This is a genomic window from Paenibacillus gyeongsangnamensis (assembly GCF_027533625.1).
Taxonomy (GTDB): Bacteria; Bacillota; Bacilli; order Paenibacillales; family NBRC-103111; genus Paenibacillus_G; species Paenibacillus_G gyeongsangnamensis.
Genome location: NZ_JAQAGZ010000001.1, coordinates 515,600 through 532,694 on the forward strand (window position 1 = coordinate 515,600; position 17,095 = coordinate 532,694).

Consider the following 17,095-nt stretch of genomic DNA (forward strand, 5'->3'; position numbering starts at 1 on the left):
TTGAGAAGATTTTATAAGTTTTCGTAACTTATAGCTTCGCATCAACCTTGGTAAATGCGCTGGTCCTTGTAAGATAAGGACGGCGTAGCTGTTTATCCTGGGCTAGCCGAGCAGCGCTTCGAGCTCCGTGTGGCTGCGCTCACGGGCAAGATCCAGCGGCGTCTGGCCTTGATCGTTCGCGGCGCGTAGATCGGCGCCGCGCTCCAGCAGCAGGCGGACGAGCTCCGCCTGCCCGTTATGGGCCGCCGAGTGAAGCGGCGTCCAGCCTGCCTGCTGGCGCGCGTTCACGTCCGCGCCGTGCTCGATCAGCATGCGGGCCAGCGCCGCATGCCGTCCCGCCGCCGCGGAGTGCAGCGGCGCCACCCGCATCGCGTTCTGTGATGCGGCGTTCGCGACCGCTCCGCGGGCGAGCAGCTCGGCTGCGACGTCCTCGCGGCCGAAGAACGCGGCCAGGCCGAGCGACGAGAAGCCGTCGTGCGACCACGCGTGCACGAGCTCCGGGGCTTCGGCCAGCCGGTCCCGTACGGCGTCCAGCCTGCCCACGGCCGCCGCCTCGAACACATTCAGCTCGGCTCCGAGCTCGAGCAGCAGCTGCACTACATCGCCGGCGCCGTAATACTGCGCCAGCAGCACGGGACGGCTGCCGTCCGCGAGCACCGCGTTCAGCAGCCCGGGATGCTCGTCCAGCTGTGCCCGGACCGCTTCCGCATCGCGTTTCTTGATGGCGTCTTCCAAGGCATTTAAGATGTCAACGTTCATGCGATCTCCGCCTTTTTTTGTTAATTGGCTTTCAGGGCTTTCATGTGATGACCAAAATATACCAAAGACAAGGGGCGGCAGTCCATATTTTTTGCTGCCTGAAAGTTATCTCTCCAATGATCTAACTTCCCAAGAACATGAGAATAAAATGACGCTGCACGTAATTACAGAAAAAGGAAATTCCTATCCATATATCGAATACCTTAGCGTTATTCATTCCTCAAGGCTTGGAGGTCGCAAAATATGCACCGATCCACTGTATATATCAAAGGTAAATTGAACTCTAACGGAACAGTTATCTTACAGGAGGCTCTGATCTATGCGTACAACTTTCTTTCTTGTCAGGCATGCTATAAAAGAAAAGGCGATCGGAGATGTCCCGATAACCCCCAAAGGGATATTGCAAGCATCATCGACAGCCAGACATTTTTGTAATTTGCCAATAACTGCCATAGTTACAAGTCCGCTTCGAAGAGCGAAAGAAACCGCCGAATATATTTCATTCAAGACGAAATCAAAGAAGATTGTCGTTTGCGGGAACGCGCTAACTGGGGCGATTTACCGGAACAAACGTTTGATGATTTTGTGGCGATGTGGGAGCGATGTACACGTGAACCCGAATATATACCACCCTTAGGTGATTCTGCGAAACGAGCAGGTGAACGTTTATCCTCTTTATTATCGGAATTGGCAAAAAAACACCCGGCTGAAAGCAACATTGTCATTGTTACTCATGGAGGATTAATAACCGATTTTCTGGTTCATACATTTCCCGAGAACCAACTAAATATTTGGCATCCTAATTTTGTAGCCGTACAAAGCGAGTTGGTTCCTGAGTGTTCAATAACAACACTAATTTATGAAAATGGAAATTATAAAATAGAAGCCTTTGCATCCGTCGAACATTTAAATTAATACCATAAGAATTTTGCTGGCAATGGCGCTCCTACGCCATCAAGATATGGAGTCCAACCATAAACAAATTCTGCAGGAGTGCTGTCCCGACTTACGTGTAACAGCTTTCGTCCTTACCCCAACCTTTCTCTCCCGATGGACAAGTTGCCTGTCTGTTTCCATTCAAATGCCGTTTCAAACTGAGTCTTAATCCTTATTTTTTCATTTATTTCAATTTTTTTCCTCGGCGCTTGTAACTTTTCTTGGAAACCCTCCGTCTATATGGATAGATTTAGAAACTATGGAAGCCGGTTTATATAGGGGTGAACCAGGAGAGAAGGAGGAACCGCATGATCCGCTGGCTGAAAAACAAGAAGTCCGGCACGAAGAACGAGCCGGATTCAGCCAACACCGGGGCAGCCTCACAGGAGGAAGCCCCTGCCTCCCATCCGCCGGCGTTCGCTCGAACGGATGTTTCGTCCGATCCGGAAGCTTATTCGGCCGCAACCGCTGAACCGAAACCGTCTGCCGTCGACTTCAGCCGTCCGCTGCTGACGGTGACGGGGGTGGAAAGGTCGTTCTCCGTAGGCGGACAACCGCTTCATGTGCTGAAGGGAATCAATATGGAGCTGTATCCGACTCAGCTGGTGATGCTGAAGGGCCGTTCGGGCTCGGGCAAGACGACGCTGCTTAACCTGATCGGAGGGCTGGATCAGCCGAACCGGGGCGAAATCCGGTTTAAGGAGCATTCGTTTCACCGGAGCGGCGATGATGAAAGAACGTACATAAGAAGGAAGGAAATCGGATTTATTTTCCAATCGTTCGCGCTGATGCCCTTGCTGTCCGCTTGGGAGAACGTCGAGCTGTCGCTTCGCATGGCCGGGATTCCCCGCAGTGAATGGAAATCGCGCGTGACGCACTGCCTGGAGCTTGTAGGGCTCGCCAAACGGATGCATCACCGGCCCTTCGAGCTCTCCGGCGGGGAGCAGCAGCGGGTCGCCATCGCCAAAGCGATCGCGCACCGGCCCAGCCTGCTGCTGGCCGACGAGCCGACGGCGGAGCTGGATTCCCAGATGGGGGCTCAGGTGATGGCTGTATTCCGGGATATTATCCGGACGGAGCGCATGACGATCTGTATGACCACCCATGATCCGACCATAATGGAGGTTGCCGACCGTGTTTTTGAAATGGTGGATGGTAAATTTATCAACAATTAAGCAAACGGTCAGACCGGTAATGCTGGGTGCGGCCGCAGCTGCCATGCTTCTTAGCTCGGGCTGCTCTTTGCTTCCGAAGGAGGATCAGGAGGAGACGCTGCCCGCCATCACGCCGCCGAAGCTGTCGCAGAAGCCGACGTACACGGTCAAGACGGATACGCTGGAGACGAAGGTTCGAGGAGCCGGCAAGCTGATGGCGACGGTCGAAGAGGATTTGTATTTCACGGATGAGGCTAACCGGCGCATTAAGAGTATCAACGTCAAGAGCGGCGATAAGGTCGAGAAAGGCCAAATCATCGCGGAGCTGGACGTCACGGAACAGGAAAGCCAGCTGAAGCAGAAACGGCTGCAGACCCGTAAGGACGAGCTGACGATGATCGATACTCTGCGCAAGGCTGACGAAATGACCCCGGAGCAGCTCGAGCAGGCGAAGATTGATTTCGAGCTGAAGCGGGAGGAACTGAACAAGCTGGAAAACACGATTAACGGCGCCAAACTAACCGCTCCGTACTCGGGCACCATTGTATCCGTCGCGCTGCAGAAGGGCGATACCGCGAAGGCGTATGATACGGTCGCCACCATTGCGGATCTGTCGCAGCTGACGGTGGCGGCTACGCTGAGCCAGGACGATTTGAAAAGGGTGGTTCCCGGCATGGAAGCGGTCGTGGATATTAACGGGGCGGGCCAGCAGAAGGGAAAAGTGCTGCAGCTGCCGGTACCGAAGGCGGATTCCGGCGGCAATCCGAACGGCATTCCGGGCGGGAACGGACAGACGAAGAAGCCCGATTCGATCGATAATTATTTGATCGTGCAGCTCGATTCATTCCCTCCGGGTCTGGCCCGGGGTACCCAGCTCAGCGTCGCCGTCATTATCCAGCGCAAGGAGAATGCGGTCACGATTCCGCTTGCTGCGCTGCGTTCCTACGCGGGGCGCAATTACGTGCAGGTCGTAGACGATCAAGGCGGCAAGCGCGAGGTGGACGTCGAGGTCGGGCAGCAAACCGCAACGGATGTGGAAATTTTGAAAGGTCTCTCCCCGGGGCAGAAAGTTGTGGGTCGCTGATGCCGATGCTCCGTTTTTTATTCCGCAAAATGTGGAATACCCGCTGGCTCACGCTCAGCACGCTGGCCGGTCTCATTATGGCGGTCGCTTTCACGACCAGCATTCCGATGTATGCGGACGGCTCGCTGAAGCGGGTCGTCGCCAAATCGCTGGAGGAGAAGAGCGGAGGGCTACCTGCGGGCTCCGTGTTGATCCGGTACCAGGTCTCGGGCAGTGACAAGACGGATCTGGACTCCTTGAACGACGTCGATCAATACATAAGAGAAGACATTCCCAAGAGCATCGCGTTTCCACAGATGGCCTACGTCCGGAGCTGGTCGATCCGCGGCTCGCAGTTGTCCCCGGAGGATCCGAAGAAGATCGACCCGAGCAAGCGCCGGCAGATGACCTTGGCGTCCCAGTCCGGCCTGAAGGACCACGTCGAGCTGTCGCAAGGGCAGTGGGCTGCGGACCAGACGCAGAACGGGGTGCTCGAGGTCGTGATCCATGAGGAAGCGATGTACCGCAACGACATCCATATCGGAGACGTGTTCAATTACCCGATTACCGGAGGTCTCGGCATCGCTCCGCTCAAAGTGAAAATTACGGGGGCCGTTAGGCCCAAGCAGGAGGGCGATCCTTATTGGTTCCAAGGACAGGAGGCTTTGCTTACCACCTTCTTCCTGGGGGAGCAAGTGTTCGCGAACGAGCTTCTTAAGAACAAGAAAATCCCGCTGAACCAGGCGAATTGGTATTATGCGTTCGACCTGAAAGAAATCCAGACGAGTCAGCTTTCTCCGCTGCAGCGTAAGCTGGAGAGGCTTGATATCACCCTGTACCAGAAGCTGAAAAATACGCGGGTGGACATTTCGTTCATTCCGATCCTGCAGGAATTCAGAGTGCAGAGCCTGCAGCTTCAGCTTTTGCTGTTTACTTTGGCGGCGCCGATGATCGCCATGGTGTTCTATTATATCGTCATGAACGCCAAGCAAGCGCTGGACCGCCAGCGGAACGTGATTGCGGTAATCCGCAGCCGGGGCGGCAGCACGAGGCAGATCATCTGGATCTACCTGCTGGAGGGCCTCCTCCTGGGAGCCGTGGCGCTTGTGCTCGGACCGCTGCTCGGCTGGTTTATGGCGAAGAGTATCGGCTCCTCCAGCGGCTTCCTGACCTTCGTCGACCGGAAGGCGGTGCCCGTGGGGGTGTCTGCGGAAGCGCTGCTGTACGGCGTTGCGGCGGTCGTCATCGCCCTCATGGCCAGTCTGATTCCGGCGATCGTGTTCGCCAAAGCTTCGATCGTCAGCTACAAGCAGAAGCTGGCGCGCTCGGACCGCAAACCGTTTTGGCAAAAATGGTTCCTCGACGTGCTGCTGCTCGCGCTTGCCGGGTACGGCTATTATTTATTCGGCCAGCGGCAGGACCTGTTCAGCCAGACGGGAATGACGACGGACCAGCTGTCGGTGCATCCACTGCTGTTCTTCGTTCCGGCGCTGTCGATCATGGCGCTCGGCCTGTTCTTCCTCCGGCTGTTCCCCTGGCTGCTGCGGCTCGGGAATTGGCTTGGCAAACGGTTCCTGCCCGTTCCGGTTTATTTGACGCTGACGCAGCTGTCACGGTCATCTACGGCTTATTACCCGTTGATGCTGCTGCTGATCTTAACGCTGGGGCTCGGGGTTTATAACGCGTCGGCTGCCCGTACGATCGATTTGAATTCCACCGACCGGATCCTCTATTCCTATGGTACGGATGTGGTGATGCAAGCCAGCTGGACCGCCGTCTCCGATGATCTGCCAACCGTAGACCCGAACGCTGGGCAGCAGAGTCAAGGAGGCGGTCAGCCCGGGGGAGCCGGCGGCCAGGGAGGAAGCGGAGGTCAAGGCGGACAGCAGGGAGGCCAAGGCGAGCCCCCGCCGAAGATGCGCTACATCGAGCCGTCGTTTCAAGTGTTCCGCGAGCTGGAAGGCGTCGATCATGCCGCCCGGGTGCTGCTGACCAAGAGCAATATCGTCGTCTCCGGCAAATCGCTCGGGCAAGGCATGCTGATGGGCATCGACAATGTCGATTTCGCCAAGGTGGGCTGGTTCCGCAAGGACCTGTTCAAGGTTCATCCGAATACCTATTTGAATTTGCTGGGGCAGTACGAGCAAGCGGTCATTATTCCTACTTCCTTCGCGCAGAAGCACAGCATCAAGCCGGGCGATTCGATCAGCATTACGGTTTCGCAGCAGCCTGTCGATTTTGTCGTCGTCGCGACGGTACCTTACTGGCCCAGCCAGTATCCGGAGCAGATGCCTTTTTTTATCGCGAATCTCGATTATGTATTCGATCAAGCGCCGGTGACGCCCTATGAGGTTTGGCTCAAAATGAAGGACGGCGCCAAGGTGGCCCCGCTCATCGAAGGGCTGAAGGCGAAGAAAATCGATATCGCCAGCGTAAAAGACGTGCGCAACGAGCTTATCCTCCAGAAGAAGCATCCGGCCCGAGGGGGCGTGTTCGGCATTCTGAGTCTCGGTTTCCTCGTTTCTGTGCTCGTGTCGCTGGTCGGGTACATTCTGTATTGGTTTTTCAACCTGTCCAGCCGGGTCGTGCAGTTCGGCGTGCTTCGGGCGATGGGTCTTTCCCGCCGGCAGCTGACCGGGATGCTGCTCCTGGAGCAGGCGTTCACCGCCGGTCTGGCGATTGCGCTGGGGCTTGGCATCGGCAAGCTGACGAGCTACCTGTTCCTGCCGTTTCTGCAGACGGCCGAGAACGTCAAGACGCAGGTGCCGCCGTTCCGGGTCATATTCGATTCCAGGGACACCGGACAGCTCTATGCGGTCGTAGCCGTCATGATGCTTACCGGGGCAGCGCTCTTGTTCCTTCACATTCGCAGGCTGAGGGTGCATCAGGCCGTTAAGCTTGGAGAGGAGAAGTAATGCCGTGATTCACTGCGAAGGACTCGTCAAAATCTATAAGACGGACGACATCGAGGTCGTCGCGCTGCAAGGTCTTAACATCGCGGTGACGCAGGGCGAAATGATGGCGATCATCGGCAACAGCGGCAGCGGGAAGTCGACCCTCCTGAACATTCTTGGGGGTCTCGACCGTCCTTCCGCCGGGCAGGTTCAGGTCGGGGAATGGAATTTGCTCAAAATTACCGACGAGGAACTTGTTCAGTACAAACGCAAGACCGTCGGCTTCATCTGGCAGAACAACGCCCGCAATCTGGTTCCTTACTTGACGGCACTGGAAAATGTGGAGATGCCAATGATGCTGAGCGGCAGCTATGACAGGCCCTACGCGAAGCAGCTGCTGGAATGGGTCGGATTGAAGGAGCGAATGAACAACAAGCTCCAGCAGCTGTCCGGAGGCGAACAGCAGCGTGTCGCCATCGCCATTGCGCTGTCCAATAAGCCTTCGCTGCTGCTGGCCGACGAACCGACGGGGTCGGTGGATACCCGGACGTCGGATCTGATCATGGACATCTTCCGGCGGCTGAACCGGGAGCTTGGCGTGACCGTCGTCATCGTCACCCACGACATGGCCTTGGCAGGCAAGGTGGACCGGGTGGTCGCCATTCGCGACGGCATGACCAGCACGGAATTCGTCAAGCGCAACGCGAGCCTGGACCGTGCCGCCGGAGAGCCGGCCGCATCGTCCATCCATGAAGCTCATTAGGAGTATGTCGTGCTGGACCGTGCGGGCAGGCTGCAAATCCCGAAGGCTTATCTTCAGGCGCTCGGGATCGAAGGCAAGGCCTCCATGGAATTCGACGGAGAGAAAATTATTATCCGGACGCCTAAATCGCTAACTTGACGGGGGCGCCGCCCAGATTAACCATTTTCCAATCGGAGGTTGACTTGAAATGAACAAGTTTTCCAAAAATGCGCTGCTGCTGTCGGTTTGCGGCGCCTTGACGGTACCTATGCTGTCCGCATGCACGATCAAATCCGCTTCGAGCGACAAGTCTCAGCATGTGCTCCGCATTGCTACGAGCATGGGCTATAATCCGGAGGACGATTATTTCCGGCAGCGGTTTACCGAGTTGTTCGAGTTCGCCAACCCGAATATCAAGCTCGAATTTGTCCCTACGACGGACCCCAACATGATGTATGCCAGACCGGAGCCGAATCAGAAACGCACCGATCCGTATCAGAAGCTGAAGGAAGTCATGCAGGGCGATAACCCGCCTGACGTCGTTATGGTCGGCTACGAGCAGCTGAGCGATTTGATCGGCAACAACATGCTGACCGATCTGAGCGCCAATATTACGAAGGATAAATTCGATACGAGCGATATCGTGCCCGCCGTCATCGACGGCCTGAAGAAAATGGGTGACGGCAAGCTGTACGCGCTCGCTCCCACGTTCAGCTCCTCCGCGCTGATCTATAACAAGAAGATGTTCGACGACGCCGGTGTGCCTTATCCGAAGGATAAGATGACTTGGGAGGAAGTTTTCGACCTGTCCCGCAGGCTGTCAAAAGGGGATGGCGAGAACCGCAAGTACGGCTTCTCCTTCTCCACCCAGAACATGGGAGGCGATCTGTATTATGCTTCCCAGGTATACTCCGCTCCGCTGCAGCTGAAGACGTTCGACGACAAGGGCGAGAAAATGACCGTTGATTCCGATCAGTGGGAGCAGGTGTGGAAGACGCTGCTGCAGCTGAAGACGGAGAAGCTGGTGCCGGAGCAGCAGGAACAAGCCGCCATGCGCGCCAAAATGCAGGCCGGCGAATATAACCCGCTTCAATACGACGATTTCCTGTCGAGCCGGGTTGCGATGGCGATCATCAATTACGGTCAGATCAACCAGCTGACCAATCAAATGAAGAGCGCGCAGGCTCAGAACCTGAAGGGCTTCACACCGTTCGAATGGGATGTAGTCACGCTCCCGATTCATCAGCAGGCTCCGGATATGGGCGGGTACATTTATATGGACGGGATTATGGGAATCAACGCTAAGGCGCAAAATGTCGAGGATGCCTGGAAGTATATCAAGTTTATCAACAGCGAGGAATGGGCGAAGCTCAAATCCAGCAGCACGTATAACCTCGTATCCCGCAAAAAGTATATCAAGCCGAAGGACGGTCTGAATTTCCATATCGAGGCGTTCACGATGCTCTCGCCGGTTCCGATGACGGACAACAAGTTGTACCGCGAGAAACCGAATTTGTATCAAGTGAACAGCATTGGGCAGCAGAAGTTCCAACAGGTCGTCAGCGGCAACCTGAAAGTACGCGAGGCGCTCAAGCAGTGGGCGACTGAGGGAGACGTCATGCTGCAGCAAATCAAGGAGAATCCTGATGCGCCGTTGAAGCCTGTCCCGATGAAGTGATGGAGCCGGTTGACGACATCACGCAAAACCTATCCCATGCTTACGAAGCCGGCTTTGCTAAAGCAAAGCCCAGCTTATGCTTACGATGCAGTTTTGCTAAAGCAAAACTTCAGATTGACGAGAAACCCTAATATGCTGAAAAATGCCAAAGGTGTAGGTGGGGTATCCCCTGTAGGAGCGATAGCGTCTGCCTTTGTTATCGGAAAATTACCGCTGTATAACGTATTATTGAAAATTTTCCGATAACAACAGCGGCCGGAAGGGGATACCCCACCGGAGTACCAAGGCAGATTTCTCTATTTCATGGGTTTCTCTACAGCCTGTAGTTTTGCTAAAGCAAAACCTAGCCAATGCTTACGAAGCCGGCTTTGCTACGCAAAGCCCTGAGGAGGTCCCCAACCAGATGAAGCCTAAAAACAAAACCAACAAAACCGGCATTCTGCTCCTGGCCGCAGCGCTCAGCCTCGGCTCCGCCGTTTCGGCCTTTGCTGCGGACGGCGGGGCTGCGCCTCCTTCATCGGGGCCAGGGGCCGTGCTCTCCATGGGCACGTCTCCCGCGCTCGGGCAGGTCCCGATCGGAGGAGGCAGCTATTTTGAAGTGAGGAACGTATCGATGCTGCCCGATTCCGGCAGCAAGACGGTTACGTTCACGCTTACCGTAACGAACGGAGGCAGCAGCGAGCTGCTGTTTATCGACTATTGGGTTCGGTTAAAGACGAAGTCGGGCAATGATCTTTCCGTACGCGTTCTGCCCCAGGACAAGGACAAGAACCGGATAAGCCCTAAGTCCAGCCAGGACATTTCCTTCTATGCGACGGTGAATGAAGCAACGGAATTAAACGATTTGATTTTTCAGCTGATCAAGTGGGATTTCAGCCAGCCGAATTTTGAGCGTGCTCTTGGCGAGATCCCGGTTCCGGACGATTATAACATCGTGGCCAAGGCAGGAGAATCGCAGACGATTCAGATGGCCGGCAACCCCGTAAAGACGACGGTCAAAAAAGTGCTGCTCGGCAAGAACGAAAAAAATTATACCCCTACCGTCGTACTGACGGTGCAAAATACCGGCTCCCGAAGCTCCGCCGTTCCCTCTTATCAGTATTTGCTCCGAACGGCCGGAGGTGATATGTATCCGCTCGAAGCGAAAGGGATTAAGGACCTGGTCATTAATCCGAAGACGGATAAAGATATCGAGCTTTCCGGCTCCGTCCCCGTTTCGGTCTTTACGGAGGGCTGGCAGCTGGTGATCGTCCAGAACGCAGCCGATTTAAAGCTGAATCTGCCGATCGCCTTCTATGAGCTTCCGAGCGTCACCGATCCGGACAACGTGGACAGCGGCAAGGAATATACCTTCACGAACGAGAAAGGAACTTATACGACGCAGCTGAACGCCGTTCAGCGGCTGCCATGGGAGGACCAGGACATTTTGACAGCCCGGCTGACGCTGTCGGACAAAGGTCCGGAATCGCTGCCGATTCCCGATTTTGCCGGCTATTTCATGCTGGATGACAATGTGAAGGTCGAGGCGAAGCTCATTCGCACGGATAATGTCATCGGCCTGGCTCCGGGCGCTTCCACGCAAATTCAATTTATCGGCAAGATCCCGTATACGTACGAATTCGGCAAGGTGAAGCTGGTGCTTCAGGAGAAGAAGGGAAGCGACGGCGGCTCTTCCGGCTCCGGTACGGCTGCGCAAACGACCATTCTGCTGGAATTCGTCCACCGCTCCGAGATGATGAATATGACTTACAACAACGTCGGGGAAACGTTCAAATCCACCGGCGTGGGCCGCAGCGCAAGCTACAGCGTAAGAGGGGTTACGACTTATTCGGGCGATACGGAGGACATGTTTGCGGTCCAGATGGAAGTGACGAATCTGGAGAAGCGCTTCTCGGATGTGACGAAGCTGGTGGCCCAGTTCAAGACGTCGGACGGAACGGTTTATCCGGCAGCCGTCTCGGAGATCAAGAACAAGATCAGCCCGAACGGCAAGGTGATTCTGATGCTGTCGAGTCCGGTACCGCGCAGCTTTCCTACCTCGGGCATGCACGTGATGATCGGCGAAGCGGTCACCGAAGACAAGCTGACGGCCGGTGACAAGAAGCCCGACGCTTATGTGAATGCAGCAGCCTTCTGGCTTCCTCAGGAAAGCTACTCGGTGAAGCCGGATTTGATGGATCTCGATTTGACGCCCTACAAGCTGTCGATCAATCATATCAATACATGGCTGGATCAGCAGGGCGTCGGTCTGAAGTTCAATTATGAGCTGAGCAAGGATTTGCTGATGCAAACGAATACGGACGGCAGGAAGCTTGTCATCGGGCTCGAGGATGAGAAAGGCCAAATCAAATTTACCCGTGAATTTGACTTTAAGGACTTCGAGGGGGCTACACCGCAAAATCCGGGTACAGGCTCCGGAACGCCCTCTGGCACGACCGATGACAAGGACAAGATCAAGCTCGGGAAAGTGGAAAATTTCGAGATCAAGGTCAATGACCGAAACTTGATTTTCTTTGTCGAAACCCTCAAAAACTACAAGCTTAACATTTACGATTCGTTCCAAGGCCATAAGAAGCTGCTGGCTTCCAAAAAAATTCAATGGTTTGAACCGACGGACTGATCCGGATGGATTCTTATCTCGTTCTTTATTTCAGTGAAACCGTTCCTGCCCACGGTCTCGAACGATCGGGAAGGAACGGTTTTCCGTTTTTCGCTTAAGAACACTTAGTCAAATAAAGATTAATTTATAGTTGGATGTATTGACACATTTTACTAGTTGATTTATGTTATTACCGTTAACAATGTTCTTAACGATAAATGTTAGAGGGGTCTATATGAATCCGAGTTCAACTCCGCAGAATTTCACCGAACTGAAGCAGTTTTTCAGCAACCACATGTCGCTTTCCTTTGAAACAGACGGCTTCAGTCCGTTAGTGGGGCGAATCTTCTCGCAGCTTCTGTTTGCCCCTGAACCGTTAAGTCTTCAGGAGATGGCCGATCAATTGAACGTAACCAAAGCGGCGATCAGCGTCCAGGTTCGTACGCTTGAGAAGCACTGCATGTGTCACAAGCTGCCTACCGCAAACGACCGGAGAGACTACTACCATATCGCCGACGATTTCAGCGCAACGGTAATCCGCACGACCGTACATAAGATGAAAGCCATTCAGCTGCATATTTTGCATATGCTTGATTTGTTCAAGAGGATTCCGCCGGCCGGGCAGGAAGAACAGGCTGCTTACGATGCGGCGAAGCTGCGCTTTTTGGAGATGAAAGCCTTGTATGAATTGATCCTGTCCCGTATGGAAGGTCTGGAGGAGGAATGGGGACGAAAGCGGGAGCAGTTGATGAGAGATGTCGGTTCGGAAACTTCCGAGGAAAAATTTTGAAGGGATGCCTGCGGACTCGTCGTCTAAGTAGACAGCAATTGTGATGGAGGAGTAGAGAGATGAATAAACTTACCGTTTTTTCAATGAAGAACATCACCGCAATCATTATTCTTATTGTGATTTTGGTTTGCGGCGGGATTTATTCTTCAACGACGCTGAAGGTGGAGAGCATGCCGGATATTTCATTTCCGGTCGTACTTGTGAATACCCAGTACCTGGCGCCTCCCAAGGATGTGCTGGAGGACGTCACGAAACCGCTGGAGAAGGCGGTCGCTGGTCTGGATGGGATCAAGAATTTAACCTCCACTTCCAGTGACAACTTTTCTTCGATTGTCATTGAGCTTGAGCAAAACAAGAAGCCCGATGACGTGAAAAAGGACGTCGAGAGTCTGATCTCGAACGTTAAGCTGCCGCAAAGCTCGGAGAAGCCGAAAGTTCAGACGTTCGGATTTGCGTCGCAGCCGGTCTATTATTTGTCCATTTACGGCAGCAACGGCATGAATCAAGAAGAACTGGATAAGGTTTACAAGGATGTGATCCTTCCGGGCTTCAACTCCATTAAAGGCATTGACCACGTCGACTCGATCGGCAATCAGGAATCGGTGCTGACGATGAAAATGGACGTCAACGCCATCAACAACTACGGCTTGACGCCGGCGCAAGTATCGCAGAATATCAAGGCGGCTCTGGCGACCGCCCCGGCCGGATCGGTCGATTTTAACGGGAATACCCAGATGGTCCGGGTCAAGACCGATCTCGACTCGATCTACAATCTTGAGAATATGAAAATCACGACGGCAAGCGGCACTACCGTCATGCTGAAGCAAATCGCCAAAGTTGAAGCCATTTCGGAATCGACCTTTTTGTCCCGCTTGAACGGTCAGCCGGCGATCGGTGTCAACTTGTACAAAACAAAGAACGCAAATGCCGTACAATTCGGAGCAGACGCCGATAAGCTGATGGATGGGTGGAAAAAGGATTATCCTAACATCACCTTCCATACGATCTATAACAGCGCCGTGGACATTAAAGAGTCGGTCAACGGCATGGTACGCGAAGGCGCGCTCGGAGCGGTCCTCGCTTCCATCATGATTCTGCTCTTTCTAAGAAACATTCGCATGACGTTGATCGTTTTAGTCTCTATCCCGCTTTCTATCCTGATCACGCTGATGGTCATGGCTCCGCTAGGTATATCGCTTAACATTATGACGCTTGGCGGGATGGCGATTGCGATCGGGCGGGTCGTAGACGACAGTATCGTCGTTATTGAGAATATTTACAGCCAGCTGCAGCGGGCGCAGGAACGGAGCGAATCCGTAATTCGGCTTGCAACCGCCCAGGTTTCTTCTGCGATCACGTCCTCGACCATTACAACGGTTGGCGTCTTCGCGCCGATTGCGCTCGTCAGCGGGGTGCTGGGCGAGGTGTTCCGGCCTTTCGCGGTTACCCTGGTCGTCGCGCTGCTGTCCTCGTTGATCGTTGCCGTTACGGTAATCCCGATGCTGGCGAAGCTGATGGTGCTCGGAAGCAAGAACATCAAGCACCACGATGAGGAGGCGGTCGGCAAGCTGTCGCTTACCTACAAGCGAACGCTGCTGTGGTCGCTCAACAACCGCAAGAAAACGGCGTTTCTGGCCTTTATTTTATTTCTTGCTACCCTTGCGGGAACGACGCCTTTCCTGGCGACGTCTTTCATGCCCGAGAGCGAGTCCGACAAAATGATGATGTTCAATATCAAGATGCCTCGTGAAACGACCATCGAAACGATGAACGAAAAAGTCAAGGAAATCGAAGCGATGATGCGCGAGGCGAAGGATCCTGCCGGTCAGCCGACCTTTGATTACGTCGAGTCACTGATCGGTTACAACAATGGCACGGACCGGATTGCTTACCGTTCGCAATTTTTTGCTTCCGCATCAAAGAATTCCAATGCCAAGCAAGTGGTCAAGGACTTCAAAGAGAAGATGCTGTATTTAATGCCGAAAGGCTCGGAGGCGGAGGCTCAGCTGCTGAGCGGGGGAGGGCCTCCGTCGGGCGGCGCCGATTTCTCCTACATGCTTAAGAGTGACGACTTGAACTCCCTGATGACGGGAGCGGAGTTGGTTAAAGCCAAGATGAAGGAATTCCCCGAGCTGAACGATATAAAGGACAGCTTGAGCGAGAAGAAAACCGAGGTTGAAGTCAGCGTAGATCAGAACAAAGCCCGACTGTACGGACTGTCCTCCGCACAAATCATGGACACGGTACGCAGCTGGCTGGCCGAAGAAAAAATCGGGGACTTGAAGTTCGATAATACGACCTTCAAGACCAAAGTGATGTTGGATCCAGCATTTAAGAACTCGGTCGATAAGATCGGACGCTTTACTATAAAGACGCCTACGGGTACGACGGTCAATTTGAACGAGATTGCCAAAATCCGCCAAATCGATGCGCCGGTCGCTATCACCCGTGACACACAAGAACAGTATGTAAAAGTTACCGCTTCGATCGACAGCAAGGATAAGGGAGGCGTCAGCAAGAAGGTGAGCGATGCCCTGAAAACCGTCGAGCTGCCAAGCGGAGTCCGGGCACAAGTGAAAGGCGTTACGGACGATATCCAAACGAGCTTCTTCCAAATGTTCATTGCCATGGGCGCTTCGATCTTTATTGTTTATCTGGTCATGGTGCTTGCCTTCGGGAATGCCAGCGCGCCGTTCGCGATCCTCTTCTCTCTGCCGCTTGCGGCCATCGGAGGACTGCTTGGACTGCTCATTACACATGAGTCCGTAAATATCACCTCCCTCATCGGCTTCCTCATGCTGATCGGGGTCGTAGTAACGAACGCGATCGTGCTTGTCGACCGGGTACAGCAGCTTCGCGAAGCGGGGCACTCCGTACGCGATGCCTTGATTGAAGCGGGGATGACGCGTCTTCGTCCAATTATTATGACGGCGGGAGCGACCATCATCGCACTGCTGCCGCTGGGACTCGGTTTGTCCAAAGGAACGCTCATTTCCAAAGGGCTCGCTGTGGTCGTTATCGGAGGTCTGACCACATCCACACTGCTGACGCTCGTGGTCGTTCCGGTCATGTATGAAATGATTCATGGCTTCAACAACCGGATGGGCCGCTTGTTCAAGCGTAAAGAGAAGGCGGCGGCACCGGCGAAATCGGCTGCGGCGCCGACTCCATAATCAAGATATAGATCAGGGAATCAGGGAAAAGGAGAATAAACCAATGAATCCGACCGTATCGAACACCGTGAAGCAAAGCACCAGAGTGATGGGGGCCGTCGTCATCAGCATGGCGCTCATCACGGGTTGTTCCGCCGCCAAGCCGGCGGAGCAGCCCAAAGCCGCCGCCGAGGCACAGCTGAAAACCGTCAAAACCTCGAAGGTGGAGAAGAAGAAGATCGGCGATCCGACGGAGCAGGTCGCGGATGTCGTTTCGTCGATTCAGCTGGACGTTTCAACCAAAGTCGGCGGGGACGTTCAAGAAATATTAAAGAAGCGCGGCGAGATGGTAGAGAAGGGCGACGTTATTTTTCGCATGGACCCGACGGATGTGTTGATCCAAAAGGAAAAAGCGCAAATTTCATTGAACGGCTCACAGGAGCAGCTGACCAAATCGAAGCAGGACCTCGCGAATTCCAGGCAGGATCTGGTCAACGGCATCAAGAAGCTGGAGACGTCGATCAGCGATACCGAAAAAAATTACGCAAAAATGCGCAACGATTACGATCTGGGGCTTGTCACCAAGTTTCAGCTCGATCAAATGGAATCGCAGCTGAGCAACATGAAGCTGGATCTTGAGAGCAACAAGGCCAAGCTCAAAACACTGGACAGCACCAACTCGCTCTCCCAGATCGAACAGGGCATACAAACTGCGGACGTATCGCTGCGCGAGCTTGATCGGACGCTTGGCAATCTCGATGTTAAAGCGACCGTAAGCGGTGTTCTGACCGAGCTTCCGATCGAGGTTGGCATGACGCTTCCGGGCGGCTTCCGGGCGGCGCAGGTTCAACAGCTTGACCCGATCAAGATCAAAGCGGAGCTGACGGAGGATGCGGCCAAGCTGGTCCGCGGCAAGCCGGAGCTGACCTTCTACATTCCGGGTACCACCGATAAGATGAAAGGCAAAGTAAGCTACTTGGCCGACGTTATGAGCTCGCAATCGAAATCGTACACGCTTGAGCTGGAAGTGCCCAATGCCGATCGCAAGCTGAAGCCCGGCATGAAGGCGCAGGTGCTGCTTACGGAAGAACAGGATCAGATGGTCGTTGCGGTTCCGACGCTTAGCGTTGTCCGCGAGGGCGGCGATACGTACGTCTTCGTACTTAACGGGGATACAGCGGAGAAACGCAAGGTGGCGCTCGGCCGCTTGAACGAAACGGTTCAAGAAGTCATTTCCGGGCTCAAGGAAGGCGAACAATTGATCGTATCCGGTCAGAATCAGTTGAAAGATAAAGAAAAAGTGCAGCTGGCGAAATAACGCGCGGCTG

Annotated in this window: 9 protein-coding genes and 2 pseudogenes; 10 read left to right on the forward strand and 1 reads right to left on the reverse strand. The window is 54.3% G+C overall.

Annotated elements, in window-relative coordinates:
• Nucleotides 1–102: 102 nt before the first annotated feature.
• The gene (locus O9H85_RS02290; protein WP_269879648.1) at nucleotides 103–759 is read right to left on the reverse strand and encodes an ankyrin repeat domain-containing protein; all 657 of its coding nucleotides are present in this window, start codon (nucleotides 757–759) and stop codon (nucleotides 103–105) included.
• A gap of 319 nt (nucleotides 760–1,078) precedes the next feature.
• On the opposite strand from O9H85_RS02290, the pseudogene O9H85_RS02295 reads away from it, so the two are divergent.
• From O9H85_RS02295 to O9H85_RS02340, 10 genes and pseudogenes are all read left to right on the forward strand, one after another.
• Nucleotides 1,079–1,674 (forward strand): annotated as a pseudogene (locus O9H85_RS02295) (histidine phosphatase family protein).
• Nucleotides 1,675–2,003: 329 nt separating this feature from the next.
• Nucleotides 2,004–2,870 (forward strand): ABC transporter ATP-binding protein, encoded by an 867-nt coding sequence (locus O9H85_RS02300; RefSeq protein WP_269879650.1) that lies wholly within the window; start codon nucleotides 2,004–2,006, stop codon nucleotides 2,868–2,870.
• A gap of 19 nt (nucleotides 2,871–2,889) precedes the next feature.
• On the forward strand, nucleotides 2,890–3,933 hold the full coding sequence (locus O9H85_RS02305) for an efflux RND transporter periplasmic adaptor subunit (protein ID WP_409348094.1): 1,044 nt from the start codon (nucleotides 2,890–2,892) through the stop codon (nucleotides 3,931–3,933).
• Entirely contained in the window at nucleotides 3,933–6,827 is a 2,895-nt protein-coding gene (locus O9H85_RS02310; RefSeq protein ID WP_269879651.1) for an ABC transporter permease, read from the forward strand. Before O9H85_RS02305 ends, O9H85_RS02310 begins: the two co-directional genes overlap by 1 nt.
• Nucleotides 6,828–6,831: 4 nt before the next feature.
• Nucleotides 6,832–7,707: pseudogene (locus tag O9H85_RS02315) on the forward strand (ABC transporter ATP-binding protein).
• A gap of 49 nt (nucleotides 7,708–7,756) precedes the next feature.
• A complete protein-coding gene (locus O9H85_RS02320; protein WP_269879652.1) occupies nucleotides 7,757–9,226 on the forward strand; it encodes an ABC transporter substrate-binding protein in 1,470 nt (489 codons plus the stop codon).
• 403 nt (nucleotides 9,227–9,629) lie between these two features.
• Nucleotides 9,630–11,846: a hypothetical protein gene (locus O9H85_RS02325; RefSeq protein WP_269879653.1), complete on the forward strand. Its 2,217-nt coding sequence runs from the start codon at nucleotides 9,630–9,632 to the stop codon at nucleotides 11,844–11,846.
• A gap of 214 nt (nucleotides 11,847–12,060) precedes the next feature.
• Nucleotides 12,061–12,615: a GbsR/MarR family transcriptional regulator gene (locus O9H85_RS02330; protein ID WP_269879654.1), complete on the forward strand. Its 555-nt coding sequence runs from the start codon at nucleotides 12,061–12,063 to the stop codon at nucleotides 12,613–12,615.
• Nucleotides 12,616–12,674: 59 nt separating this feature from the next.
• The gene (locus O9H85_RS02335) at nucleotides 12,675–15,788 is read left to right on the forward strand and encodes an efflux RND transporter permease subunit (RefSeq protein ID WP_269879655.1); all 3,114 of its coding nucleotides are present in this window, start codon (nucleotides 12,675–12,677) and stop codon (nucleotides 15,786–15,788) included.
• A 43-nt stretch (nucleotides 15,789–15,831) separates the two neighbouring features.
• Nucleotides 15,832–17,085: an efflux RND transporter periplasmic adaptor subunit gene (locus O9H85_RS02340; protein WP_269879656.1), complete on the forward strand. Its 1,254-nt coding sequence runs from the start codon at nucleotides 15,832–15,834 to the stop codon at nucleotides 17,083–17,085.
• Nucleotides 17,086–17,095: the final 10 nt, after the last annotated feature.